Below are 24,766 nucleotides of genomic sequence, written 5' to 3' on the forward strand. Positions count from 1 at the left end.
CCGCTCAGCCGAGCAGCCGTTCCATGCCCAGCCCTTCGATGTCCAGCAGCGGTTCGTGGCCGGCCATGAGGTCGGCCACCACGCGGGCGCTGCCGCAGGCCAGGGTCCAGCCGCTGGAGCCGTGGCCGAGGTTGACCCACACGCCGGGAACGCCGGACGCACCCAGCACGGGAGGTCCGTCGGGCAGCATCGGCCGGGCACCCTTCCATTCCTGGACCGCGGTGCAGCTGTTGGACAACTGGGCGGCACCCGGAAACCAGTCGTGCAGCACCTTGTAGAGCGTCTGCAACGCGGCCTTGCGCTTGCGGCCGGCACTCCCGCCGATCTCGGCGCTGCCGGCCACCCGCACGCGCTGCCCGAGCCGGGTGATCGCGACCTTGAAGCGTTCGTCCATCAACGCGCTGCGCGGCGCGTTCAGCGGCTCGCGGATCGGCGCGCTGATCGAGTAGCCGTGCACGCGCGCCAGCGGCAGCCGCAGCCCGAGGGGGCGCAGCAGGTCGGCCGACTCGGCACCCCCGCAGACCACCACGGCGTGGAAGCCGACCTGCTGCGGGCCGCCGTCGCCCCGTCGCACCACGAGCTGGGCCGGCGACGCCCGGTCGAGCGGCTGGACGGTGGTGTTGAACTCGAAGCGCGCACCTGCCGCGCGGGCTGCGTCCTTGAGCAGCAGTGCGAACTGGCGGCAGTTCGCGGCGCCATCCTCCGGCAGGTGGATGGCGCCCAGGAACCGGGTGTCCGGATTCAACGCCGGCTCGACGGCGCGCGTGGTCTCGGCATCGATCTCGTGGAAGCTCACGCCGGCCTCGCGCAGGACCTCCAGGCCGGGCTGGACCAGCCGCTGGTCCTTCTCGGAGCGCAGCAGCACCAGGTAGCCGGGACTGCGGTCGTACTCGAGCTGGAGCGAATCGGTCAGCCAGTGCAGCCGCTCGCGGCTGTAGAAGGCCAGGCGCTGCAGGCGTGCCCGGTTCGCCCGGTAGGTCTCGAGGTTGCAGGCGCGCCACCAGCGCCACATCCAACCCAGCTCCTGGGTCGAGAGCGGCAGGCTGACCCGGACCGGCGCATGGCGTCCGAGCAGGTGGCGAAGCACCTTGCCCGGCATCCCCGGCGCGGCCCACGGCGTGACGTAGCCAGGCGCGACGACGCCCGCGTTGGCGAAGCTCGATTCCTCCGCGGCCGCGCCGTGCCGTTCGAACACGGTGACGTCGTGGCCGTCCGACGCCAGCTCATACGCAGTGGTGACGCCGACGATGCCGGCGCCGATGACGGCGACTTTCAAGTGGGACTCCTGCGGCCGCCGTCAGGTACGGCGCGTGCCTGCCAGCGCGGCTTCGACGGCGAGGCCCGCGTCGAGGACCGCGTCGTCCCGCAGCGCGCCGTGCCACAGCATCAGCCCGACCGGCAGACTGCCCGGCGCCTGGCAGGGAACGGACAGCGCGCAGCCGTCGAGCATGTTGACCACGCTGGTGTTGCGCAGCAGCAGGGTGTTGACGCGGAAGAAGGCCTCGTCGCGCTCGGCACCCGGCGCCACTTCGGCGATCGGGGGCGCGACGATGGGAACGGTCGGCGAGAGCACCGCGTCGTAGCCGCCGATCGCGGCATCCACCCGGCGGATCCATTCGGCACGGGCGCGCACCAGGTCCACGTACTCCCAGGCCTTCATGGCGGCGCCGCGTTCGATGCGGATGCGCACCCGCGGGTCGTAACCGTCGCCCTTGTCCGCCAGCAGTGCCCGGTGCCAGGCGTAGCTCTCGGCGGCCGAGAACCCGCCGGTCGACTGGATGGTGCCCAGGTCGCGCACGGACTCCAGGCCGATCTCGTCGATGCGGGCGCCCGCGTTGCGCAGGATCCGCAGCGCCGTCTCGAAGGCCTGCGCCACCGGCAGGTCGAGGCCGTCGAGCAGCTGCGTGCGGGCCACGGCGAAGCGGCACTGCTGCAGGGGCTTGCCGGGCAGGGCGACCCTGCGGTTGGCGAGGATCTCGTGCGCCAGCACGGCGTCGCGCACCGAACGGGTCATGGCGCAGACGGTGTCGAGCGTGGACGACAGCGGCAAGGCGCCTTCCAGCGACGTCAGACGGGCGGTGTTCTTGAAGCCGACGATGCCGCACAACGCAGCAGGAATGCGGATCGATCCGCCGGTGTCGGACCCCAGGCCGATGAATGCCGCGCCGGTGGCGACCGACACCGCGGCGCCCGACGACGAGCCGCCCGGGATCCTGGGCGTCTGCGGGTCGGCGGGGTTGGACGGCGTTCCGTGGTGCGGGTTGACGCCGACGCCCGAGAACGCGAACTCCGTCATGTTGGTGCGGCCGATCAGGCTCGCGCCGGCTGCCCGCAGCCGGGCGACGGCGGTGCTGTCCTGGCTGGCGGGCGCTGCGTCGGCCAGCACCGTCGAGCCGGCCGTCGTGACGTCGCCCGCGACGTCGAACAGGTCCTTGACCGACACGGCCAGGCCGGCCAGCGGTTGCGATGCGATGCCCGGCTGCCGGGCGACTGCCCGGGCAGGCTCGGGTGTGAGCGCGACGAAGGCCCGGGCACAGGCGGGCGAGCGGGCGATGTCGAGCGCGCGTTCCAGCTCGTCGAGGCTGCCGGCACGGCCGCGCACGAGCAGTTCGCGGGTGGCGATGAGGTCGTTCATGGGGGGAGGAGGGAGGGGCCTGTGCTACAATCTTGCGGTTTTGCTGGGCTCGCGGATGCACGGTGCGCCGCCAGTCTGACCGGCAAGACGAATCGCGAATCCGTCTCAACCAGGTGTCGCGGCGGCCCGTCAGGGCCTCTCGATTTCGGGGCGGATTTTAGACCCAACCTCAGGAAATCTCATGGCAGTCTCCATGCGTGAAATGCTGGAAGCCGGTGTCCATTTCGGGCACCAGACGCGCTTCTGGAACCCCAAGATGGCCCCGTTCATCTTCGGCCATCGCAACAAGATCCACATCATCAACCTGGAAAAGTCGCTTCCGATGTTCCAGGATGCGATGAAGTTCGTGAAGCAGCTCTCCGCCAACCGCGGCACCATCCTGATGGTGGGCACGAAGCGCCAGGCGCGCGACATCGTCTCTGCCGAGGCCCGCCGCGCCGGCGTGCCTTTCGTCGACCAGCGCTGGCTAGGCGGCATGCTGACCAACTTCAAGACGGTCAAGACCTCCATCAAGCGCCTGAAGGACATGAAGGCCCAGCAGGAAGCCGGCCTCGAGTCCATGAGCAAGAAGGAACAGCTGATGTTTCAGCGCGAGATGGAAAAGCTCGAGAAGGACATCGGCGGCATCCAGGACATGAACAGCCTGCCGGACGCCATCTTCGTGATCGACGTGGGCTTCCACAAGATCGCCGTGTCCGAAGCCAAGAAGCTGGGCATCCCGCTGGTGGGCGTGGTCGACTCCAACCACTCGCCCGAGGGCATCGACTACGTGATCCCGGGCAACGACGATTCGGCCAAGGCCGTGACGCTGTACGCGCGCGGCATCGCCGACGCCGTGCTGGAAGGCCGCTCGAGCGCCGTCAATGACGTCGCCCGCGCCGTGTCCGAAGGCGGCGACGAGTTCGTCGAGGTCGAAGAAGGCGCCAACGCCTGACCGCCACCCTCGTCTGAAGGAAGGGGCTCTCGGGCCCCTTTTTACCGTCCGAACTTCCCCGAATTCCCCGAAAGGATCCGCAACATGGCAGCAATCACCGCAAGCATGGTCGCCGAACTGCGCGCCAAGACCGACGCCCCGATGATGGAGTGCAAGAAGGCGCTCACCGAGGCCGACGGCAACATGGACAAGGCCGAGGAGCTGCTGCGCGTCAAGCTCGGCAACAAGGCCGGCAAGGCCGCCAGCCGCATCACCGCCGAAGGTGTGGTCGCCGCCAGCATCGAAGGCACCACCGGCGCGCTGCTCGAGGTCAACTGCGAGACCGACTTCGTTACCAAGAACGACAGCTTCATCGCGCTCGCGAACGCGGCCGCCTCCCTGATCGCCAAGCACAACCCCGCCGATGTGACTGCGCTGGGCACACTGCCCTACAGTCAGGACGGCTTCGGCCCGACCCTGGAAAACGTGCGCAAGGGCCTGATCGGCAAGATCGGCGAGAACATGAGCTTCCGCCGCTTCAAGCGCTTCACGGGCGAGAACAAGCTGGCCGCGTACCTGCACGGCACCCGCATCGGCGTGGTGGTCGAGTACCAGGGCGACGACGCGGCCGCCAAGGACGTCGCGATGCACGTGGCGGCCATGAAGCCGGTCGCGCTGACCAGCGCCGATGTGCCGGCCGAGCTGATCGAGAAGGAGCGTGCGGTCGCGGTGGGCAAGGCCGCCGAGGACCGCAAGGCCGCCGAGGCCGCCGGCAAGCCGGTGCAGTCCGAGGAGATCGTCGCCAAGCGCATCGAGGGCGGTGTCCAGAAGTACCTCAAGGAGGTGTCGCTGTTCAACCAGCCGTTCGTCAAGAACGACAAGCAGACGGTGGAGCAGATGCTCAAGGCCGCCAACACCCAGGTGAAGGGTTTCACCCTCTACGTGGTGGGCGAAGGCATCGAGAAGAAGGTCGACGACTTCGCCGCCGAAGTGGCCGCCCAGGTGGCCGCCGCCAAGGGCGCCTGACGCCCGGAGCCCGCGCCGGCGCGGGCTTTCCCGCCCCCGCCGGCCTGCCCGTCCGTGTGACGGGCGGCTAAACTCGATCCGTCACGCCAAGGAGTCCCCGCATGCCCGCCGCCCCTGCCCACAAGCGCATCCTGCTCAAGCTGTCCGGGGAGGCGCTGATGGGGGATGACGCGTTCGGCATCAACCGCGCCACCATCGTGCGGATGGTCGAGGAGATCGCCGACGTGGTGCACACCGGCGTCCAGGTCGCCGTGGTGATCGGCGGCGGCAACATCTTTCGCGGCGTGGCGGGCGGCTCGGTCGGGATGGACCGGGCCACGGCCGACTACATGGGCATGCTGGCGACCGTGATGAACGCGCTCGCGCTGGCCGACACGATGAACAAGCAGGGCCTGGTGGCCCGCGTCATGTCCGCCATCGCCATCGAGCAGGTCGTCGAACCCTATGTCCGCCCGAAGGCGCTGCAGTACCTGGAAGAGGGCAAGGTGGTCATCTTCGCGGCTGGCACGGGCAACCCCTTCTTCACGACCGACACCGCCGCCGCGCTGCGCGGCGCCGAGATCGGCGCCGAGCTGGTGCTCAAGGCGACCAAGGTCGACGGCGTGTACTCGGCCGATCCGAAGAAGGATCCGTCGGCCACGCGCTACGGCAAGATCACGTTCGACGACGCGATGTCGCAGAACCTGGGCATCATGGATGCCACGGCTTTCGCGTTGTGCCGCGACCAGAAGCTGCCGATCAAGGTCTTCTCCATCTTCAAGCATGGCGCGCTCAAGCGCGTGGTGATGGGCGAGGACGAAGGCACGCTCGTCTACGCATAAGGACAAGAGGAGAGATCCATGAGCAGCATCGCCGACATCCGCAAGACCATGGAAGGCAAGATGGACCAGTCCATCGCCGCCTTCAAGAACAACCTCACCAAGATCCGCACCGGTCGCGCCAATCCCGCGCTGCTCGACACGGTGCAGGTCGACTACTATGGCTCGATGATGCCGATCAGCCAGGTGGCCAACGTGGCCCTGCTCGACGCGCGCACCATCAGCGTCCAGCCCTGGGAGAAGGGCATGGGCGCGAAGATCGAGAAGGCCATCCGCGAAAGCGACCTCGGCCTGAATCCGGCCTCCATGGGCGACCTGATCCGCGTGCCGATGCCGCCGATGAGCGAGGAACGCCGCAAGGAGATGACCAAGCTGGTCCGCCACGAGGGCGAGAACGCCAAGATCGCGGTGCGCAACCTGCGCCGCGACGCCAACGATCACGTCAAGAAGCTGGTCAAGGACAAGCTGGCATCCGAGGACGACCAGAAGCGGTCGGAGGCCGACATCCAGAAGGTCACCGACCGGCACATCGCCGAGATCGACAAGATGGTCGAGGCCAAGGAGCAGGAGATCATGGCAGTCTGATGCGCGCAGCGCACGACCGCCTGACCTCCACCAACGCCCGACACCAGTGAAACCAGTCCCCCACCACATCGCCATCGTCATGGATGGCAATGGCCGCTGGGCCACGCGCCGCTACCTGCCCCGGGTGGCGGGCCACAAGAAGGGTGTCGACGCGTTGCGCGCGTGCGTGCGCCACTGCGGCGAGCGCGGCGTGAAGGTGCTCACCGTGTTCGCCTTCTCGTCCGAGAACTGGAACCGGCCGCCCGAGGAAGTCTCCGGCCTCATGGAACTGCTCGCCGTGGCGCTCTCCCGCGAGGTGCCGCACCTGAAGTCCGAAGGCGTGCGCATCCATTTCGTCGGGGACCGCTCGGCCCTGTCCGACAAGGTGCGGGCCGGACTGACCCAGGCCGAGGCTGCGACGGCCGGGAACACGCGCCTGACGTTCAACGTCTGCTTCAACTACGGCGGCCGCTGGGACATCGCCCAGGCGGCGGCGCGGCTGGCCGAGCGCGGCGAGCCCATCACCGAGCAGGCGCTCGACCGGGCCATGGCGCTGTCGCACGTGCCGGACCCTGACCTGCTGATCCGCACCGGCGGCGAGAAACGCATCAGCAATTTCCTGCTGTGGCAGGCAGCGTACTCGGAGCTCTACTTCAGCGACAAGCTCTGGCCCGAGTTCGATGCCGCCGCGCTCGACGAAGCCATCGCCGACTTCGGCCAGCGCGAGCGGCGCTTCGGCAAGACGTCCCAGCAGGTCCAGCCGCCAGCCAAGAAGGCGGCCTGACGCGCATGCTCAAGCAGCGCGTGATCACGGCCGTCGTGCTGCTGGCCATCCTGTTGCCCGCCCTGTTCTGGCGGACTCCGCACCCCTTCATCGCGGTCACACTGATCGCGATCGCCGCGGGCGCCTGGGAGTTCGCCCGCCTCAACGGCAGCGGCTCGGTCGGCTCGGTGGCGCTCGGGCTGGTTTGCGCAGCGCTGTGCGCGGCGGCCTGGGCCCTGGGTTGGGTGGATCGCACCCTGCCGCTGCTGTGGGGCGTCGTCGGCGTGGCCTGGGTGGTGCTGGGCGCCATGCTGCTGCGTCTGGGCGTGACGGGCTGGCCGCGCGTGCCGCGTGCCCTGCGGCTGGCTGGCGGGCTCGCTGCCCTGTGCCTGGCCTGGCTCGCGGTCGCCCAGGCGCGGGTCACGGGCATCAACTTCCTGCTGTCGGTGCTGGTCCTGGTCTGGGTGGCCGACATCGGGGCCTACTTCGCCGGCCGGACGTTCGGCCTCAAGTTCACCCGCGGCAAGCTGGCCCCTTCCATCAGTCCCGGCAAGAGCTGGGAAGGCGTGTGGGGCGGCATGCTGGGCGTGCTGCTGCTCGCCGCCGGCTGGATCGCCGGGGACCGGCACTGGGACGCCCAGGTGCCGAGCCTGTACAGCCGTCTGGCGGCGACGGGCTGGTGGCTGGTGGTGGCGGGCGTCGCCTTCCTGTCGGCCATGAGCGTCGTCGGCGACCTGGTCGAGTCGCTGGTCAAGCGCAGCGCCGGGGCGAAGGACTCGAGCGGACTGCTGCCCGGGCATGGTGGCGTGCTCGATCGCGTCGATGCGCTGCTGCCGGCGCTGCCGCTTGCAATGCTGCTCGCCACCTGGGCCACGCGATGACCCGCCAACGCGTCGCCGTCCTCGGCTCCACCGGATCGATCGGAGCCAACACGCTGGACGTGATCGCCCGGCATCCCGACCGCTTCGAGGTCGCCGCCCTCAGTGCGGGTTCGCGGGTCGAGCCCCTGCTGGCGCAGGTCGCGCAGTTCCGCCCCCGCCACGCCGTCATGTCGGACCCGGGCGCGGCACGCGAGCTGGCTGACCGGGTGCGCGCCGAGTCGCTGCCCACGCGTGTGCTGTCCGGGCCTCAGGCGCTGGACTCCCTGGTGGCCGGCGAGGATGTCGACACGGTGATGGCGGCGATCGTCGGCGCGGCAGGCCTGTCCTCGTGCCTGGCTGCCGCCCGCGCCGGCAAGCGCCTCCTGCTCGCCAACAAGGAGGCCCTGGTGGTCGGCGGCGAGTTGTTCCTCGGAGCCGTGCGGGCAGGCGGCGCCACGCTGCTGCCGATCGACAGCGAGCATTCGGCCATCTTCCAGTCGCTGCCGCAGGATCCGGCGACCTGGACGGAGCGGGTCGACCGGATCATCCTGACCGCCTCCGGTGGCCCCTTCCGCAAGCGCGCGCCGGCCAGCCTGCGCGACGTGACGCCGGAGGAAGCGTGCGCCCACCCGAACTGGGTGATGGGCCGCAAGATCTCGGTCGACTCGGCGACCATGATGAACAAGGCGCTCGAGGTGATCGAGGCGCGCTACCTCTTCGGCCTGCCGCCCGAGCGGCTCGAGGTGGTGATCCATCCGCAGAGCGTCATCCATTCGATGGTCCAGTACCGCGACCATTCGGTGGTGGCGCAGCTGGGGACGCCCGACATGCGCGTGCCCATCGCGTACGGCCTGGCCTGGCCGGAGCGGATCGCATCCGGTGCGTCCGCGCTGGATTTTTCCAGCCTGGCCGACATGAGCTTCGAGTCGCTGGACAGCAACGGCCACCGGGAACGTTTTCCGGGCCTGCAGCTGGCCTGGGATGCGCTGCGCGCGCCCCCCGGCACGACGGCGGTCCTCAATGCCGCCAACGAGGAGGCGGTGGCCGCCTTTCTCGACCGTCGGATCCGCTTCGACCACATCCATGCCGTGAACCTTGCAACTTTGGAGGGGGTGATGCCCTCCAAACCCCAGGCGCTCGCGGACCTGCTGGCGCTGGATGCCCGGGCCCGCGCCGCCGCAAGGGATGCGATCGACCGGGTCGGCTGAGTCCACAGGAGCCGCCGCCATGCTCACAGTCGTTGCCTTCGTCGTTGCACTCGGACTGCTGATCGCGGTCCACGAGTGGGGTCACTACCGCGTCGCGGTCGCCTGCGGGGTGAAGGTGCTTCGCTTCTCGGTCGGTTTCGGCCACACCCTGTACCGATGGAAGCCCCGGCGGCAGCGCCCCGGGCAGGACACCGAGTTCGTGATCGGCGCGTTTCCGCTGGGCGGCTACGTGAAGATGCTCGACGAGCGGGAGGCGCCCGTGCCTGCGCAAGAGCGGCACCTGGCCTTCAACACGCAGCCGCTCCGATCGCGTGCGGCCATCGTCGCCGCCGGACCTGCCGCCAACCTGGTGATGGCCGTGCTGCTCTACGCCGCCGTCAACTGGTGGGGCGTGCAGGAGCCGGTGGCCGTGCTCGCGCCCCCGGTGGCCGGGTCCGTCGCGCAGCAGGCCGGCCTGTCCGGTGGCGAGCGCGTGGAGCGTGCCGCCTTCGATGGCGAGCCGCTGGCCGGGGTGGATTCGTTCGAGTCGGTGCGCTGGCTGCTGACGCGCGGCGCCCTCGATGGCCGCGACGTCCGGCTCGAGGTGGTGGAGCCGGGGCGCAGTTCGGGCCGTGAGGTGGTGCTGCCCCTGAGCGCAGTGAAGTCGCCCGACGCCGATGCGCAGCTGTTCCGCCGCATCGGCGTGCTGGGGCCCCTGACCCGGCCGGTGCTGGGCGATGTCGTGCCGGGCGGGGCTGCCGACCGGGCCGGCCTGCGCCAGGGCGACCTCGTGCTCCGCGTGGGCGACCTTCCGGTCACCGACGGCCAGCAGTTGCGCGAATGGATCCGGACCCAGGCCGAGCGGGGCAACCCTGCGCCCGTGACCTGGCGCATCGAGCGTGGCGGCGCGACGCTGCAGCTGGATGTGACCCCCGACGTCGCCACCGACGGCAACCGGCGCATCGGTCGCGTGGGCGCCTACGTGGGTGCGGCGCCCGAGATGGTGGAAGTGCGCCATGGCCCGTTGCAGGGGCTGTGGCAAGGCGCCGTGAAGACCTGGGACGTGTCGCTGCTCACGTTGCGCATGATGGGCCGCATGGTGGTGGGCGAAGCCTCGCTCAAGAACCTGAGCGGGCCCCTCACGATCGCCGACTATGCGGGCAAATCCGCGAGCCTGGGGCTGGTGCAGTACCTGGTGTTCCTCGCGATGATCAGCGTGAGCCTGGGGGTGCTGAACCTGCTGCCGCTGCCCGTCTTGGACGGTGGGCACCTGATGTATTATCTTTGGGAGGCGGTGACGGGGCGCAGTGTCTCGGACGCATGGATGGAGAGGCTGCAGCGCGGCGGAGTGGCGGTGCTCCTCGTGATGATGACGATCGCGCTGTTCAACGACGTGACGCGTCTCTTCGGTTAACGACAACAACGGCTTTGCCGCAGCCAGCCCCGGGCCAGCGCGGGCACCCTTCGATCGATGAAAAAACAGTTCAAGCGCTTGCGCGCGCGCACGTTCTCGGGCGTCGTGGCCGCGGCATTCGCGGTCAATGCGTGGGCGGTGGATCCCTTCACGGTGCGCGACATCCGGATCGAGGGCCTGCAGCGGGTGGAGCCCGGCACCGTGTTCGCCTCGCTGCCGTTCCGGGTCGGCGACCAGTACAACGACGACAAGGGCTCGGCCGCGATCCGCGCACTGTTCGCGCTGGGGCTGTTCAAGGACGTCCGTCTCGAGGTCTCGGGGAGCGTGCTGGTGGTGGTGGTGGAGGAGCGTCCCACCGTGGCCGAAGTCGACTTCGTCGGCACCCGTGAATTCGACAAGGACAACCTGAAGAAGGCGCTGCGCGACATCGGCCTGACCGAAGGCCGCCCGTACGACCAGGCACTGGCCGACCGCGCCGAGCAGGAGCTGCGGCGCCAGTACATCAACCGAAGCCTGTACGGCGCCGAGGTGGTCACCACCGTCACCCCGATCGAGCGCAACCGGGTGAACCTGACGTTCACGGTGACCGAGGGCGAACCGGCCCGCATCCGCGACATCCGCATCGTGGGCAACAAGGCGTTCAGCGAGAGCACCCTGCGCGGGCTGCTCGACCTGGACACCGGCGGGTTCATGACCTGGTACACCAAGGCCGACCGCTACTCGCGTGCCAAGCTCAATGCGGACATCGAGACGCTGCGCTCCTACTACCTGAGCCGCGGCTACCTCGAGTTCCGCATCGACTCCACCCAGGTCGCGATCTCGCCGAACAAGCAGGACATCAGCATCACCATCAACGTCACCGAGGGTGAGCGCTTCGTGGTGAGCGGCGTCCGGCTCGAGGGCAACTACCTCGGCCGCGAGGAGGAGTTCAAGTCCCTGATCCGCATCAATGCGGGGGAGGCCTACAACGCGGACCAGGTCGCCGAGACCACCAAGGCATTCACCGACTATTTCGGCAGCTTCGGCTATGCGTTCGCCCAGGTGGAGGCGCGGCCGGACATCGACCGCACCAACAACCGCGTGACGGTCAACCTGGTCGCCGACCCGTCGCGCCGTGCCTACGTGCGCCGCGTGAACGTGGGTGGCAACAACCGCACCCGCGATGAAGTCGTCCGGCGCGAGTTCCGCCAGTTCGAGTCGAGCTGGTACGACGGCGACAAGATCAAGCTCTCGCGCGACCGGATCGACCGGCTCGGCTTCTTCCGCGACGTGAACATCGAGACCGTCGACGTGCCGGGCGCGCCCGACCAGGTCGACCTCAACGTGAACGTCGCCGAGAAGCCCACCGGCTCGCTGCAGCTGTCGGCCGGGTTCTCCAGCGCGGAGCGGCTGGCCCTGGGCTTTTCCGTGCGGCAGGAGAACGCGTTCGGCTCCGGGCAGTACCTGGGTGCCGAACTCAACACCAGCAAGTTCAACCGCGCGATCGTGTTCAACACGGTCGACCCGTACTTCACCAAGGACGGCATCTCCCGCACGATCGACCTGTACCACCGCAACTCGCGGCCGTACACCGAGCAGGGCGGCAACTACTCGCTGGCCACCACCGGCGCTGGCCTGCGGTTCGGCGTGCCGTTCAGCGAATTCGACACGGTCTTCTTCGGCGCCGGGCTGGAGCGCACCGAGATCCGCCCGGGCACCAACATCCCGGCGCTGTACCTCGCATATGGCGACAGCGTCGGCTACACCAGCACGCTCGTGCCGTTCACGCTCGGCTGGTCGCGCGACGACCGCGACAGCGCCCTGTCGCCCACGCGGGGCAGGCTGCAGCGCCTGAGCGGCGAATTGGGCCTCATCGGCGACACCAACTACTGGCGCAGCAACTACCAGTACCAGCACTATGTTCCGCTCAGCAAGGCGTTCACGATCGCCTTCAACGGCGAACTGGGCTGGGGCGCGGGCCTGAACGGCAAGCCCTTCCCGATCTTCAAGCACTTCTACTCCGGTGGCCTGGGTTCGGTGCGTGGCTTCGAGCAGGGCACGCTGGGCCCGCGCGATGTCACCGGCTCCAGCGTCGGCGGCCCGCGGAAGATCACCCTGAATGCCGAGGTGCTCACGCCCTTCCCGGGGGTCGGCAACGACCGCAGCCTGCGCCTGTTCGCCTTCACCGACGTCGGCAACGTGTTCGGTGAGAACGATCCGGTGCGCGCAGCCGACCTGCGCGCCTCGGCCGGCGTCGGCGTGTCCTGGCTGTCGCCGCTCGGTCCGCTGCGGCTGGCGGTCGCCCAGCCCATCCGCAAGTTTGCTGGCGATAGAATCCAGCGATTCCAGTTTCAGATCGGAACCTCCTTCTAATGAAGTCCCTGAGCCGTCCTTCCCTGTGGGCCCTGGTGAGCGCGCTGGCTCTGGCCGCTCCCGCGTTCGCGCAGGAGTTCCGCGTCGGCTTCGTCAACACCGACCGCATCTTCCGCGAGGCCAACAGCGCCCGCGCCGCCCAGTCCAAGCTCGAGCAGGAGTTCTCCCGGCGCGAAAAGGAGCTCAATGACATGGGCACCTCGCTCAAGGGGATGTCCGAGAAGTTCGAGCGCGAGGCCCCCACGCTGTCGGAGAGCCAGCGCCAGCAGCGGCAAAAGCAGCTGATCGACCAGGATCGCGAGTTCCAGCGCAAGCGCCGCGAATTCCAGGAAGACTTGAACGCCCGCAAGAACGAGGAATTGCAGCAGGTTCTCGAGCGGGCCAACCGGGTGGTCAAGCAGGTCGCCGAGCAGGAGAAGTACGACCTGATCCTGCAGGAGGCCGTCTACATCAACCCGAAGCACGACATCACCGAGAAGGTGATCAAGGCGCTCAACGCCGCCAAGTGAGATCCCGTGCAGCTTCGTCTGGGCGATCTGGTTGACTCGCTCGGCGGCGAGCTTCACGGCGATCGCGAGGCCTGCATCGACGGCCTCGCTCCGCTGGAGTCGGCCGGCCCGACGCAGCTGAGCTTCCTGAGCAATCCGCGCTACCAGCAGCAGCTGGCCGCCTCGCGCGCCGGGTGCGTGATCGCGGCGCCTGCCATGCGCGACGCAGCGCTGGCCCGTGGACCTGCCATCCTGGCCGACGATCCGTACCTCTATTTCGCGCGCGCCACGCAGCTCTGGAAGCGCCGGAGCGCACCAGCCGCCGACGCGGCGATCCATCCGAGCGCCGTCGTCGACCCGGACGCCGTGGTCGACCCGACCGCCCGGATCGGCCCGCTGTGCGTGGTGGAACGCGGCGCCCGCATCGGGCCCGGCACCGTGCTCAAGTCGCGGGTCAGCGTCGGCGAGCACTGCGTGATCGGTGCGCGCTGCATCCTCCACCCCGGTGTCGTGATCGGTGCCGACGGTTTCGGCTTCGCGCCGAACCAAGGCGCCTGGGAGAAGATCGAGCAGCTGGGCGCGGTGCGCATCGGCGACGACGTCGAGATCGGCGCCAACACCTGCATCGACCGGGGCGCGCTGGCCGACACCGTCATCGAGGACGGCGTCAAGCTGGACAACCTGATCCAGGTCGGCCACAACGTGCGCATCGGCCGCCACACCGCCATCGCAGGCTGTGCCGGCATCGCCGGCAGCGCCACCATCGGAGCCCACTGCACGATCGGCGGCAGCGCCGGCATTCTGGGCCACCTGACGATCGCCGACCACGTGCACATCTCCTCGTTCTCGCTCGTCACCCGGTCCATCTCCAAGCCGGGCCATTACACGGGGGTCTTCCCCCTGGACGACAATGCGGCCTGGGAGAAGAACGCGGCATCCCTGAAGCAGCTGCACACGCTGCGCGAGCGCATCCGCGCCCTCGAAAAGAAGACATGACCCCCACGCCGTTCCCGCGGGCGCCTTCGGCGCCCGGGACGGCTTCCGCGGCGACCCACACCATGACGATGGACATCCACCAGATCCTCAAGCTCCTCCCGCACCGTTATCCGATCCTGCTGGTCGATCGCGTGCTGGAGGTCGAGCTCGGCAAGAGCATCCGGGCCGTCAAGAACGTGACCATCAACGAACCGTTCTTCACCGGCCACTTCCCCCACCGCCCGGTCATGCCGGGCGTGCTGATGCTGGAGGCGATGGCCCAGGCGGCGGCACTGCTGTCGTTCGCCAGCCAGGGCGTGACGCCCGACGACAAGACCGTCTACTACTTCGCGGGCATCGACGGCGCGCGCTTCAAGCGCCCCGTCGAGCCGGGCGACCAGCTGGTGATGGACGTCACGCTCGAACGCGCGAAGGCCGGCATCTACAAGTTCAAGGGCGTCAGCCGCGTCGGCGAGGAGATCGCCTGCGAAGCCGAGCTGATGTGCACCATGCGGACGGTGGGCTGACGGCCATGGCGATCCATCCGACCGCCATCGTCGACCCCGGGGCCGAGATCGACGGCTCGGTGGAGATCGGGCCCTATGCCGTCATCGGGCCGCACGTGCGCATCGGCGCGGGCACGACGGTCGGGCCGCATGCCGTGATCGAGGGCCACACCACGATCGGCCGCGACAACCGCATCTTCCAGTTCGCCTCGCTGGGCGGCATTCCCCAGGACAAGAAGTACGCCGGCGAGCCCTGCGAACTGGTGATCGGCGATCGCAACACCATCCGCGAGTTCACCACCTTCAACATCGGCTCGCCCGGCGGCGGCGGCGTGACCCGGGTGGGGAACGACAACTGGCTGATGGCCTACGTGCACCTGGCGCACGACTGCATCGTCGGCAACAACACCATCTTTGCCAACAACTCGCAACTGGCGGGCCATGTGGAGGTGGGCGACTGGGTGATCCTCGGCGGCTTCACGGTGGTGCACCAGTTCGTGCGCATCGGCGCGCACGCCATGACGGCGATGTGCTCGCTGCTGTTCGCCGACCAGCCACCATTCGTGATGAGCCAGGGCCAGCCCGCGCAGGCACGCTCGATGAACTTCGAAGGGCTGCGGCGCCGCGGCTTCTCGCCGGCACGCATCGCCGCGGTCAAGGCGATGCACAAGGCCCTGTACCGCGACGGACTGACATTCGACGAGGCCAAGGGCCGGATCGGCACGCTGGCCCAGGCGACACCGGATGCCGCCGGCGACGTGCAGCTCATGCTCGACTTCCTCGGACGCGTGTCGCCGCAGCGCGGCATCGTGCGCTGACAGCGATGACGCCCGCGTTCGGGATGGTGGCCGGCGAGGCCTCCGGGGACCTGCTGGCCGGCCTGCTGCTGGGAGGCATGCAGTTGCGCTGGCCGCAGCTGCGGGCGTTCGGCATCGGAGGCCCCCACATGGCCAGGCTCGGGTTCGACGCCTGGTGGCCGCACGACAAGCTCGCCGTGCGCGGCTACGTCGAGGTGCTGCGCCACTACCGGGAGATCGTCGGGATCCGCCGCCGGCTGCGCGAGCGGTTGCTGTCCACGCCGCCGCAGGCCTTCATCGGCATCGACGCGCCGGATTTCAATCTCGACCTCGAGCTGGCGCTGCGCAGCCGGGGCGTGAAGACCGTCCACTTCGTCTGCCCCTCGATCTGGGCGTGGCGTCCCGAGCGCATCGAGAAGATCCGCCGGGCCTGCGACCATGTCCTGTGCATCTTCCCGTTCGAGCCGGCGCTGTTGCACGGCCGTGGCGTGGCGGCCACCTATGTCGGCCATCCACTGGCCGGCGTGATCCCGATGGAGCCCGACCGGGCGGCCGCCCGCGCGACGCTCGGCCTGCAGCCGGGTGACGAAGTGCTGGCGGTCCTGCCCGGCAGCCGGCAGTCCGAGGTGCAGGCGCTTGCCGGCCCGTTCTTCGCGGCCGCCGCCCTGCTGCAGCGCGAACGGCCGGGGCTGCGCCTGGTCGTGCCGGCGCTGCCGGCCTTGCGCGGCCGCATCGAGGCCGCCGCGGCCCGCGCCGGGCTGCGCGACGGCCTGCTCATCCTGGAAGGCCAGTCCCATCTGGCGCTGGCGGCATGCGACCTCACGCTGATCGCCAGCGGCACGGCCACGCTGGAGGCCGCGCTGTTCAAGCGGCCGATGGTCATCGCCTACCGCATGAACGCGATCAGCTGGCAGATCATGCGGCGGCAGGCGCTGCAGCCCTGGATCGGCCTGCCCAACATCCTCAGCGAGGATTTCGTGGTGCCCGAGTTGCTGCAGAACGACGCGACGCCCGAAGCCCTGGCCGGCGCCGTGTTGGAATGGCTGCGCGCTCCTGCCAGAATGGCCGCCGTCCAGGCCAAGTTCGCCGTGCTGCACCACCAGCTGCGGCGCGACACTGCAAGACTCGCGACCGATGCCATCGAAACCGTCATCCACTCCTGAGGCGGGGAGCCGCCCCCGCGCCAGAGCCGCCCGCGCGGTCCAGGGCACGCTGGCCTGGGATCCGCTCGGCCTCATGGCCGGTGTCGACGAAGCCGGCCGCGGTCCGCTGGCCGGTCCCGTGGTGGCCGCCGCCGTGATCCTCGACGACAGCAGGCGCATCCGCGGCCTGGCCGACTCGAAGGTGCTCAGCCCGCTGCAGCGCGAACGGCTGTACGACCAGATCTGCGAGAAGGCGCTGTGCGTCTCGGTCGCCGAAGCCAGCGTGGCCGAGATCGACACCCTCAACATCTACCACGCCACCATGCTGGCGATGAAGCGCGCCGTCGAGGGGCTGCGTCTGAGGCCGGCCAAGGTCCTGGTGGACGGCAACGCGCTTCCGCGCATCGACGTGCTGGCCGAGGCCGTGGTGGGGGGCGACGCCAAGATCAAGTCGATCTCCGCCGCATCGATCCTGGCGAAGGTCCACCGCGACCGGCTCTGCAAGACGCTGCACGAGGAGTTCCCGCAGTACGGATTCGCCGCGCACAAGGGCTACAGCACGCCCGAGCACCTGCAGGCATTGAAGACGCACGGCGCCTGCCGCCATCACCGCCGGTTCTTCAGCCCGGTGGCCGCCACGATGACGCTGGCGCCCGATGGCGGCGTGACCGTCACGCGGCTGTGACGTCCGCCGCAGCCGTCATCCGTTCGGCCGCCAATCCTCAGTTCAAGGCCCTGCGCCAGCTCGCGCAGGACAGCACGGCTTGGCGCAAGCAGGCGCGCATGTGGATCGAAGGCGATCATCTCTGCCGGGCGGCCCTCGCGCGGGGCGTGCAGCCGCTGCTGGCGGTGCAGGCCGAGTCGTGCCCGGCCTCCCAGGTCCTGCCTGCGCCGCAGGTGCTGGTGCTGGCCGATCCGCTGTTCCGCGAACTGAGCGGGCTGGAGTCGGCGGCGCGCATGGGATTCGTGATCCCCGTGCCCGCCCCGGCCGAGGTGGAGCCGCTGGCCGCCACGGTCGTCCTCGACCGGCTCCAGGACGCCGGCAACGTGGGGTCGATCCTGCGCAGTGCCGCGGCGTTCGGGTTCCGGCAGGTCATCGCGCTCAAGGGGACGGCGGCGCTGTGGTCGCCCAAGGTGGTGCGCGCCGGCATGGGCGCCCATTTCGGGCTGCGGCTGTTCGACGCGGCCGAGCCGGTGCTGCTGGACGGGCTGTCCGTGCCGCTGCTGGCCACCAGTTCGCATGGCGGCGAACTGCTGCACCGGGCGCCGCTGCCGTGGCCTTGCGGCTGGATCCTGGGACATGAAGGGCAGGGCGTCTCGGCCGAGATCGCCGACCGCGCAACGCTCTTGGTGCGCATCGCGCAGCCCGGCGGCGAGGAATCGCTGAATGTCGCGGCGGCGGCGGCGATCTGCCTGCACGCGAGCGCCGCATCCGCGCCCGGCTGAGCACGGGCGCTGCCCGCGCATCGTGGAGTTCGCGGCTGCCGCGGGCTATAATCAGAGGCTTTCCCGCAAACCCGTACGCCTAGCGCCGCCAAGCTCCTCCCCTGAACAAAAGCAACACCGAGAGTGATCCGCTTTCGGCCGCGTTTTGGGCGTACCCGACACCATTTCGGAGAACCCAGTGCTTTTGTCTCAACAGGGAGCCCATCCTCCCGCCATCCTGGCGCTCGCAGACGGCACGGTCTTTCTTGGCACTTCGATCGGGGCTCCCGGCTCCACCAGCGGCGAGGTCGTGTTCAACACGGCCATCACCGGCTACCAGGAAATCCTCACCGACCCCAGCTATTGCCGGCAGATCGTCACGCTGACGTATCCGCACATCGGCAACTATGGCGTCAACGAGGAGGACGTCGAAGCCAGCAAGGTCCACGCCGCCGGGCTGATCATCCGCGACCTTCCGCTGGTCGCCTCGAACTTCCGCAAGAGCGTCACGCTCTCAGAATATCTGCGCCGCGAGAACACGGTCGGCATCGCCGACATCGACACGCGCAAGCTCACCCGCCTGCTGCGCAGCAAGGGCGCCCAGAACGGCTGCATCCTGGCGCTGCAACCGGGCCAGGAGGTCACCCCCGCGCTGGTGGACCAGGCGGTGGCCGAGGCGCGCAAGGCGCCGGAGATGGCGGGCCAGGACCTGGCCAAGGACGTCTCCGTGGGCAAGCCCTACGACTGGACCGAGACCGAGTGGCACCTGGGCAGCGGCTACGGCGAGCTCGACAAGCCGCGCTACCACGTGGTGGCCTTCGACTACGGCGTCAAGAAGAACATCCTGCGGATGCTGGCCGAGCGCGGCTGCAAGGTCACCGTCGTGCCGGCCAAGACGCCGGCAGCCGAGGTCCGCAAGCTCAACCCCGACGGCGTCTTCCTCTCGAACGGGCCCGGCGACCCGCAGCCCTGCGACTACGCCATCGAGGCCACCCGCGAGCTGGTCGAGGACGGCTATCCGACCTTCGGCATCTGCCTGGGCCACCAGATCCTGGCCCTGGCTTCCGGTGCCAAGACCTTCAAAATGAAGTTCGGCCACCACGGCGCGAACCACCCGGTCAAGGACCTGGACAACGGCCGGGTCTCCATCACCAGCCAGAACCACGGCTTCGCGGTCGACGAGAGCACGCTGCCGGACAACCTGCGGCCCACCCACGTCTCGCTCTTCGACGGCACGCTGCAGGGCCTGGCCCGCACCGACAAGCCGGCGTTCTGCTTCCAGGGCCACCCCGAAGCGTCGCCCGGCCCGCACGACATCGGCTACCTGTTCGACAAGTTCACCGGCCTGATGGACGAGAAGAAGAAGTAAACATGCCCAAGCGCACTGACATCAAGAGCATCCTCATCATCGGTGCCGGCCCGATCATCATCGGCCAGGCCTGCGAGTTCGACTACTCCGGCGTGCAGGCCTGCAAGGCGCTGCGGGAGGAGGGCTTCAAGGTCATCCTGATCAACAGCAACCCGGCGACGATCATGACCGACCCGGCGACGGCCGACGTCACCTACATCGAGCCGATCACCTGGCAGACGGTCGAGAAGATCATCGCCAAGGAAAAGCCCGACGCGATCCTGCCGACCATGGGCGGCCAGACCGCGCTGAACTGCGCGCTCGACCTCTGGCGCCACGGGGTGCTCGACAAGCACGGCGTCGAGCTGATCGGTGCCACGCCGGAGGCCATCGACAAGGCCGAGGACCGCCAGAAGTTCAAGGAGGCCATGACCAAGATCGGCCTCGGCTCGGCGCGCTCAGGCATCGCGCATTCGATGGACGAGGCCTGGGCGGTGCAAAAGCAGGTCGGCTTCCCGACCGTGATCCGCCCCAGCTTCACGCTCGGCGGCACCGGCGGCGGCATCGCCTACAACGCCGAGGAATTCGAGGTCATCTGCAAGCGCGGCCTGGAAGCCTCGCCCACCAACGAGCTGCTGATCGAGGAATCGCTGCTCGGCTGGAAGGAGTTCGAGATGGAAGTGGTCCGCGACAAGGCGGACAACTGCATCATCGTGTGCTCGATCGAGAACCTCGACCCGATGGGCGTGCACACCGGCGACTCCATCACGGTGGCGCCGGCGCAGACGCTGACCGACAAGGAATACCAGATCATGCGCAACGCCTCGCTGGCGGTGCTGCGCGAGATCGGTGTCGACACCGGCGGCTCCAACGTGCAGTTCTCGATCAATCCGAAGGACGGCCGCATGGTCGTGATCGAGATGAACCCGCGCGTGTCGCGCTCGTCGGCGCTGGCCTCCAAGGCCACCGGTTTCCCGATCGCCAAGGTGGCGGCCAAGCTCGCCGTCGGCTACACGCTCGACGAGCTGCGCAACGACATCACCGGCGGCGCCACGCCGGCCAGCTTCGAGCCGTCGATCGACTACGTCGTCACCAAGATTCCCCGCTTCGCCTTCGAGAAGTTCCCGCAGGCGGACTCGCGCCTGACCACGCAGATGAAGTCGGTCGGCGAGGTCATGGCCATGGGCCGCACGTTCCAGGAGTCGTTCCAGAAGGCCCTGCGCGGCCTGGAAGTGGGCGTCGACGGCCTGAACGAGAAGACCCAGGACCGCGAGGTCCTCGAGAAGGAGCTGGGCGAGCCCGGCCCCGAGCGCATCTGGTACGTGGGCGACGCGTTCGCCATGGGCCTGTCGGTCGACGAGGTCTACGACCTGACGAAGATCGACAAGTGGTTCCTGGTGCAGATCGAGGAGATCGTCAGGATCGAGCTCGAGCTGGACAAGCTGGCGGCCGACAAGGGACAGGGCGCCCTGGGGTCGCTGGACGTGCGCACGCTGCGCATGCTCAAGCGCAAGGGCTTCTCCGACCGCCGCCTGGCCAAGCTGCTCAAGACCACCGACAAGGCCGTGCGCGAGACGCGCAAGAAGCTGGGCGTGCGTCCGGTCTACAAGCGCGTGGACACCTGCGCGGCCGAGTTCGCCACCAACACGGCCTACATGTACTCGACCTACGAGGACGAGTGCGAGGCCGAGCCGACCGACCGCAAGAAGATCATGGTGCTGGGCGGCGGGCCGAACCGGATCGGCCAGGGCATCGAGTTCGACTACTGCTGCGTCCATGCGGCCCTCGCCCTGCGCGAGGACGGCTACGAGACCATCATGGTCAACTGCAACCCGGAGACCGTCTCCACCGACTACGACACGTCCGACCGGCTGTACTTCGAGCCGCTGACCCTCGAGGACGTGCTGGAGATCGTCGACAAGGAAAAGCCGGTCGGCGTGATCGTGCAGTACGGCGGGCAGACGCCGCTGAAGCTGGCGCTCGGCCTAGAGGCCGAAGGCGTGCCGATCATCGGCACCTCGCCCGACATGATCGACGCCGCGGAGGACCGCGAGCGGTTCCAGAAGCTGATCCACGAGCTGGGCCTGCGCCAGCCGCCCAACGCGACGGCCCGCACCGAAGCCGAGGCGCTGGAGAAGGCCCAGGCGCTGGGCTATCCGCTGGTGGTGCGGCCCAGTTACGTGCTGGGCGGCCGTGCGATGGAGATCGTGCACGAGCAGCGCGACCTCGAGCGCTACATGCGCGAGGCGGTGAAGGTCTCCAACGACTCGCCGGTGCTGCTGGACCGATTCCTGAACGACGCGATCGAATGCGACGTGGACTGCCTGTCCGACGGCCAGCGCACCTTCATCGGCGGCGTGATGGAGCACATCGAGCAGGCCGGCGTGCACTCGGGCGACTCCGCCTGCTCGCTGCCGCCGTACTCGCTGAGCAAGGCCACGGTCGACGAGCTCAAGCGCCAGACGGCCGCGATGGCCAAGGCGCTGAAGGTGGTCGGCCTGATGAACGTGCAGTTCGCGATCCAGGAGAAGGACGGCCAGGACGTGATCTTCGTGCTGGAGGTCAACCCGCGCGCCTCGCGCACCGTGCCGTACGTCAGCAAGGCGACGGGCATCCAGCTGGCCAAGGTGGCGGCGCGCTGCATGGTCGGTCAGACGCTGGACTCGCAGGGCATCCGCGAGGAGGTGACCCCGCCGTACTTCAGCGTGAAGGAAGCCGTGTTCCCGTTCGTCAAGTTCCCGGGCGTGGACACCATCCTCGGCCCCGAGATGAAATCCACGGGAGAGGTGATGGGCGTGGGCAAGACCTTCGGCGAGGCGTTCGTCAAGAGCCAGCTGGGCGCCGGCACCCGGCTGCCCCGGTCGAGCGAAGCGGCAAAAAAGGTCTTCCTCACCGTCAAGAACAGCGACAAGCCGCGGGCGGTGGAGGTTGCGCGCCAGCTTGCCGCGATGGGCTTCGAGATCGTCGCCACCAAGGGCACGGCCGCCGCCATCGGCGCGGCGGGCATCGCCTGCCAGAGCGTGAACAAGGTGGCGGAGGGCCGTCCGCACGTGGTCGACATGATCAAGAACAACAAGATCTGCATGGTGATCAACACGGTCGAGGAGCGCCGCAACGCGATCGCCGACTCGCGCGCGATCCGCACCTCCTCGCTGCTGGCCCGGGTGACCACCTTCACCACCATTGCAGGCGCCGAGGCCGCCGTCGAGGGCATGAAGTACATGGACAACCTGGACGTCTATTCGGTGCAGGAGCTGCACGCGCAGCTGGCCTGAAGGCCGCCCCGGCGCGCACGGTCGCGCTGGGCTTCGCGGCATAATCGGCACCCACGAGAGCACCGCCGGTCGGCAACGGTCGGCGGTGTTGCTTTTTTCATCGCGAGGCGACAAACACCATGGCCACGACCATCCCCATCACCAAACGCGGCGCGGAGAAGCTCAAGGCCGAGCTGCACGAACTCAAGACCGTGCAGCGGCCATCCGTGATCAACGCGATCGCGGAGGCGCGCGCGCAGGGCGACCTGTCCGAGAACGCGGAGTACGACGCCGCCAAGGACCGCCAGGGCTTCATCGAAGGCCGCATCCGCGAGCTGGAAGGCAAGCTGGCCGCCGCCCAGATCATCGACCCCTCCCAGCTCGACGCGGGCGGCAAGGTCGTCTTCGGCGCCACGGTCGAACTGGAAGAAGAGGAATCCGGCGACACCGTCAAGTACCAGATCGTCGGCGAGGACGAAGCCAACCTCAAGGAAGGCCTGATCAACATCTCGAGCCCGATCGCACGTGCGCTGATCGGCAAGGAAGAGGGCGACACCGCCGAAGTGCAGGCGCCGGGCGGCGTCAAGCGCTACGAGATCGTCGCCGTCCGCTACGCGGCCTGATCGTGGCCTGGCGGCAGCGGTTCCCCGTGCTGGCAGCCGCGCTGTGGTGGGGCAGCCTGAGTGCGATCGGGTCTCTGGTGGTGCCGCTGCTGTTCAAGCATTTGCCGACGCCGGCGCTGGCCGGCCAGACCGCCGCGAAGCTGTTCTCCGCGCAGACCTGGGTCAGCCTCGCCTGCGGCGTCCTGCTGCTGCTGTCGTCCAGACCGCGCGGCGGCGCGCCCCGGCTCGACTGGGCACGCGGCGCCATCGGCTTCGTGCTCGCGGGTGTGCTGCTGGCGCTGCTGGCCGAGTTCGCGGTCGCGCCCCGGATCATGGCCCGCGAGAACCTTCGCCTGTGGCATGGCGTGGGCAGCGCGGCCTACGCCGCGCAGTGGGTGTGCGCCCTGGTCGTGCTCTGGAAGGTCGCGGGCGCGGCTGCTGTGCCGGACGCGATCTCCAGCCAGGATGCCTAGGACTCAGTCCAGGCGGCCCTTCTTGACCGATTTCTGCTTGGGCTTGGCCCGCTTGACCTGCCCGCCGGGCGTCAGGCGCTGGTTGCCCAGCACACGCAATGTCTTCACTTCCGGCCGCTGGCCACCCCGCTTGCTGTACTTGAGCACCTTGATGTCCCGGGGACCCGGCTTGCGGTCCTCGTCGGCTTCCTTGACCTTGCGCGGCATCGGCCGCCACAGCACAAGCAGCTTGCCGATGTGCTGGATCGGCGCGGCCCCGAGCTGGTCGGCCAGCTGCTGGTACACGGCTTCGCGCTGCGCCCGGTCGTCGCCGAGCACGCGGATCTTGATCAGGCCGTGGGCGTCGAGCGCGGCGTTCGTTTCCTTGAGGACGGCCGGCGTCAGCCCGTCGCTGCCGATCATCACCACCGGATCGAGGTGGTGGGCGTCGGCGCGGTGCGCCTTGCGTTCGGCGATGGTGAGTTCGAGAGCGGGCATGGCCGCTATTATCCAGCGCACCCGGAGGGGGTCCCCGTGAAAGTCAAGACCAAGAGCAAGAAGGTCAACAAGGCCTGGCTGAACGACCACGTCAACGATCCGTACGTGAAGCTCGCCGCCAAGGAGGGCTACCGCGCGCGGGCGGCCTACAAGCTCAAGGAGATCGACGATGCCCTGGGCCTCATCAAGCCCGGCCACCTGGTGGTGGACCTGGGCTCGACGCCGGGCGCCTGGAGCCAGTACGTGCGACGCAAGCTGTCGCCGCAGGGCGCGGCCGTCGGCCAGCTGGACGGCACGATCATCGCGCTCGACATCCTCCCGATGGAGCCGGTCGAGGGTGTCGTGTTCCTGCAGGGCGACTTCCGCGAGCCCGAGGTGCTCGCCCGCCTCGAGCAGGTGGTGGCGGGGCGCAAGGCCGACGCCGTGGTCTCGGACATGGCACCCAACCTGTCGGGCATCGAATCGGCGGATGCCGCGCGCATCAGCCATCTGGTCGAACTGGCGGTGGAGTTCGCCCGGGGGCACCTCAAGCCGGAGGGTGCGCTGGTGGCCAAGGTCTTCCACGGCAGCGGCTACAGCCAGCTGGTCAAACTGTTCAAGGAAACTTTCCGGGTCGTCAAGCCTCTAAAACCCAAAGCCTCCCGCGACAAGTCCTCGGAGACCTTCCTGGTGGGCATCGGCCTGAAGCAGGCCGCCTCGCCAGTCGAGTGATGAAGACGCGTGACTCCGCACTCGGCACTACCGGAT

At 68.8% G+C, this 24,766-nt stretch carries 24 protein-coding genes; 21 read left to right on the plus strand and 3 right to left on the minus strand.

The features are described from left to right. Positions 1-4 precede the first annotated feature (4 nt). Both VFE82_RS06860 and VFE82_RS06865 read right to left on the minus strand, forming a co-directional pair. A complete protein-coding gene (locus VFE82_RS06860; RefSeq protein ID WP_324999510.1) occupies positions 5-1,276 on the minus strand; it encodes a D-amino acid dehydrogenase in 1,272 nt (423 codons plus the stop codon). 21 nt (positions 1,277-1,297) lie between these two features. After that, entirely contained in the window at positions 1,298-2,635 is a 1,338-nt protein-coding gene (locus tag VFE82_RS06865) for an amidase (RefSeq protein ID WP_324999511.1), read from the minus strand. A gap of 181 nt (positions 2,636-2,816) precedes the next feature. Between VFE82_RS06865 and rpsB the strand changes: the two genes are divergently transcribed. The 20 genes from rpsB (at position 2,817) to VFE82_RS06965 (ending at position 23,542) form a co-directional block, all read left to right on the plus strand. Next, the gene (rpsB, locus tag VFE82_RS06870) at positions 2,817-3,569 is read left to right on the plus strand and encodes a 30S ribosomal protein S2 (protein WP_324999512.1); all 753 of its coding nucleotides are present in this window, start codon (positions 2,817-2,819) and stop codon (positions 3,567-3,569) included. A gap of 84 nt (positions 3,570-3,653) precedes the next feature. Next, on the plus strand, positions 3,654-4,574 hold the full coding sequence (tsf, locus tag VFE82_RS06875; RefSeq protein ID WP_324999513.1) for a translation elongation factor Ts: 921 nt from the start codon (positions 3,654-3,656) through the stop codon (positions 4,572-4,574). 101 nt (positions 4,575-4,675) lie between these two features. Then, on the plus strand, positions 4,676-5,395 hold the full coding sequence (pyrH, locus tag VFE82_RS06880; RefSeq protein WP_324999514.1) for a UMP kinase: 720 nt from the start codon (positions 4,676-4,678) through the stop codon (positions 5,393-5,395). Between the two features lie 18 nt (positions 5,396-5,413). Continuing rightward, positions 5,414-5,977 carry a ribosome recycling factor gene (gene frr, locus VFE82_RS06885; protein WP_324999515.1) on the plus strand — a complete coding sequence of 188 codons (564 nt, stop codon included), beginning with the start codon at positions 5,414-5,416 and terminating at the stop codon, positions 5,975-5,977. A gap of 46 nt (positions 5,978-6,023) precedes the next feature. Then, positions 6,024-6,740, plus strand: a complete 717-nt coding sequence (uppS, locus tag VFE82_RS06890) for a polyprenyl diphosphate synthase (RefSeq protein ID WP_324999516.1) — start codon at positions 6,024-6,026, stop codon at positions 6,738-6,740. A 5-nt stretch (positions 6,741-6,745) separates the two neighbouring features. Then, entirely contained in the window at positions 6,746-7,600 is an 855-nt protein-coding gene (locus VFE82_RS06895) for a phosphatidate cytidylyltransferase (RefSeq protein WP_324999517.1), read from the plus strand. Continuing rightward, entirely contained in the window at positions 7,597-8,787 is a 1,191-nt protein-coding gene (dxr, locus tag VFE82_RS06900) for a 1-deoxy-D-xylulose-5-phosphate reductoisomerase (protein ID WP_324999518.1), read from the plus strand. The genes VFE82_RS06895 and dxr overlap by 4 nt, the downstream gene beginning before the upstream one ends. A 19-nt stretch (positions 8,788-8,806) precedes the next feature. Further along, entirely contained in the window at positions 8,807-10,180 is a 1,374-nt protein-coding gene (gene rseP / locus VFE82_RS06905) for an RIP metalloprotease RseP (RefSeq protein WP_324999519.1), read from the plus strand. A 57-nt stretch (positions 10,181-10,237) separates the two neighbouring features. Continuing rightward, positions 10,238-12,532 carry an outer membrane protein assembly factor BamA gene (gene bamA / locus VFE82_RS06910; RefSeq protein WP_324999520.1) on the plus strand — a complete coding sequence of 765 codons (2,295 nt, stop codon included), beginning with the start codon at positions 10,238-10,240 and terminating at the stop codon, positions 12,530-12,532. Continuing rightward, positions 12,532-13,041 (plus strand): OmpH family outer membrane protein, encoded by a 510-nt coding sequence (locus tag VFE82_RS06915; protein ID WP_324999521.1) that lies wholly within the window; start codon positions 12,532-12,534, stop codon positions 13,039-13,041. The genes bamA and VFE82_RS06915 overlap by 1 nt, the downstream gene beginning before the upstream one ends. Before the next feature lie 6 nt (positions 13,042-13,047). Further along, positions 13,048-14,016 carry a UDP-3-O-(3-hydroxymyristoyl)glucosamine N-acyltransferase gene (lpxD, locus tag VFE82_RS06920; protein WP_324999522.1) on the plus strand — a complete coding sequence of 323 codons (969 nt, stop codon included), beginning with the start codon at positions 13,048-13,050 and terminating at the stop codon, positions 14,014-14,016. Positions 14,017-14,084: 68 nt separating this feature from the next. Next, positions 14,085-14,522 carry a 3-hydroxyacyl-ACP dehydratase FabZ gene (gene fabZ, locus VFE82_RS06925; protein WP_324999924.1) on the plus strand — a complete coding sequence of 146 codons (438 nt, stop codon included), beginning with the start codon at positions 14,085-14,087 and terminating at the stop codon, positions 14,520-14,522. 5 nt (positions 14,523-14,527) lie between these two features. Beyond that, positions 14,528-15,319, plus strand: a complete 792-nt coding sequence (gene lpxA / locus VFE82_RS06930) for an acyl-ACP--UDP-N-acetylglucosamine O-acyltransferase (protein WP_324999523.1) — start codon at positions 14,528-14,530, stop codon at positions 15,317-15,319. Between the two features lie 5 nt (positions 15,320-15,324). Continuing rightward, on the plus strand, positions 15,325-16,461 hold the full coding sequence (lpxB, locus tag VFE82_RS06935; protein WP_324999524.1) for a lipid-A-disaccharide synthase: 1,137 nt from the start codon (positions 15,325-15,327) through the stop codon (positions 16,459-16,461). Positions 16,462-16,534: 73 nt separating this feature from the next. Continuing rightward, positions 16,535-17,125, plus strand: a complete 591-nt coding sequence (gene rnhB / locus VFE82_RS06940; RefSeq protein WP_324999525.1) for a ribonuclease HII — start codon at positions 16,535-16,537, stop codon at positions 17,123-17,125. Then, on the plus strand, positions 17,122-17,886 hold the full coding sequence (locus VFE82_RS06945; RefSeq protein ID WP_324999526.1) for an RNA methyltransferase: 765 nt from the start codon (positions 17,122-17,124) through the stop codon (positions 17,884-17,886). The genes rnhB and VFE82_RS06945 overlap by 4 nt, the downstream gene beginning before the upstream one ends. Positions 17,887-18,064: 178 nt before the next feature. Beyond that, positions 18,065-19,234 (plus strand): glutamine-hydrolyzing carbamoyl-phosphate synthase small subunit, encoded by a 1,170-nt coding sequence (gene carA / locus VFE82_RS06950; RefSeq protein WP_324999527.1) that lies wholly within the window; start codon positions 18,065-18,067, stop codon positions 19,232-19,234. Positions 19,235-19,236: 2 nt separating this feature from the next. After that, on the plus strand, positions 19,237-22,488 hold the full coding sequence (gene carB, locus VFE82_RS06955) for a carbamoyl-phosphate synthase large subunit (protein ID WP_324999528.1): 3,252 nt from the start codon (positions 19,237-19,239) through the stop codon (positions 22,486-22,488). Between the two features lie 119 nt (positions 22,489-22,607). Then, positions 22,608-23,090: a transcription elongation factor GreA gene (greA, locus tag VFE82_RS06960; protein ID WP_324999529.1), complete on the plus strand. Its 483-nt coding sequence runs from the start codon at positions 22,608-22,610 to the stop codon at positions 23,088-23,090. 2 nt (positions 23,091-23,092) lie between these two features. After that, positions 23,093-23,542 carry a DUF4149 domain-containing protein gene (locus tag VFE82_RS06965; protein ID WP_324999530.1) on the plus strand — a complete coding sequence of 150 codons (450 nt, stop codon included), beginning with the start codon at positions 23,093-23,095 and terminating at the stop codon, positions 23,540-23,542. Positions 23,543-23,545: 3 nt separating this feature from the next. Here the strand turns inward: VFE82_RS06965 and VFE82_RS06970 are convergent, their stop codons facing one another. Next, on the minus strand, positions 23,546-24,019 hold the full coding sequence (locus VFE82_RS06970; RefSeq protein WP_324999531.1) for a YhbY family RNA-binding protein: 474 nt from the start codon (positions 24,017-24,019) through the stop codon (positions 23,546-23,548). Between the two features lie 36 nt (positions 24,020-24,055). On the opposite strand from VFE82_RS06970, the gene VFE82_RS06975 reads away from it, so the two are divergent. Further along, positions 24,056-24,730, plus strand: a complete 675-nt coding sequence (locus tag VFE82_RS06975) for an RlmE family RNA methyltransferase (protein WP_324999532.1) — start codon at positions 24,056-24,058, stop codon at positions 24,728-24,730. Positions 24,731-24,766 lie beyond the last annotated feature (36 nt).

The sequence above is a fragment of the Ramlibacter sp. genome (genome assembly GCF_035655895.1).
In the GTDB taxonomy this organism is placed as follows: Bacteria; Pseudomonadota; Gammaproteobacteria; order Burkholderiales; family Burkholderiaceae_C; genus Ramlibacter.

Coding starts and splice junctions, on each gene's coding strand:
- VFE82_RS06915 (WP_324999521.1), top strand. CDS start 12,532: ATGAAGTCCCTGAGCCGTCCTTCCCTGTGGGCCCTGGTGAGCGCGCTG.
- rseP (WP_324999519.1), top strand. CDS start 8,807: ATGCTCACAGTCGTTGCCTTCGTCGTTGCACTCGGACTGCTGATCGCG.
- frr (WP_324999515.1), top strand. CDS start 5,414: ATGAGCAGCATCGCCGACATCCGCAAGACCATGGAAGGCAAGATGGAC.
- rnhB (WP_324999525.1), top strand. CDS start 16,535: ATGGCCGGTGTCGACGAAGCCGGCCGCGGTCCGCTGGCCGGTCCCGTG.
- lpxA (WP_324999523.1), top strand. CDS start 14,528: ATGGCGATCCATCCGACCGCCATCGTCGACCCCGGGGCCGAGATCGAC.
- VFE82_RS06865 (WP_324999511.1), bottom strand. CDS start 2,635: ATGAACGACCTCATCGCCACCCGCGAACTGCTCGTGCGCGGCCGTGCC.
- tsf (WP_324999513.1), top strand. CDS start 3,654: ATGGCAGCAATCACCGCAAGCATGGTCGCCGAACTGCGCGCCAAGACC.
- greA (WP_324999529.1), top strand. CDS start 22,608: ATGGCCACGACCATCCCCATCACCAAACGCGGCGCGGAGAAGCTCAAG.
- rpsB (WP_324999512.1), top strand. CDS start 2,817: ATGGCAGTCTCCATGCGTGAAATGCTGGAAGCCGGTGTCCATTTCGGG.
- bamA (WP_324999520.1), top strand. CDS start 10,238: ATGAAAAAACAGTTCAAGCGCTTGCGCGCGCGCACGTTCTCGGGCGTC.
- carB (WP_324999528.1), top strand. CDS start 19,237: ATGCCCAAGCGCACTGACATCAAGAGCATCCTCATCATCGGTGCCGGC.
- lpxB (WP_324999524.1), top strand. CDS start 15,325: ATGACGCCCGCGTTCGGGATGGTGGCCGGCGAGGCCTCCGGGGACCTG.
- VFE82_RS06970 (WP_324999531.1), bottom strand. CDS start 24,019: ATGCCCGCTCTCGAACTCACCATCGCCGAACGCAAGGCGCACCGCGCC.
- dxr (WP_324999518.1), top strand. CDS start 7,597: ATGACCCGCCAACGCGTCGCCGTCCTCGGCTCCACCGGATCGATCGGA.
- fabZ (WP_324999924.1), top strand. CDS start 14,085: ATGGACATCCACCAGATCCTCAAGCTCCTCCCGCACCGTTATCCGATC.
- VFE82_RS06895 (WP_324999517.1), top strand. CDS start 6,746: ATGCTCAAGCAGCGCGTGATCACGGCCGTCGTGCTGCTGGCCATCCTG.
- pyrH (WP_324999514.1), top strand. CDS start 4,676: ATGCCCGCCGCCCCTGCCCACAAGCGCATCCTGCTCAAGCTGTCCGGG.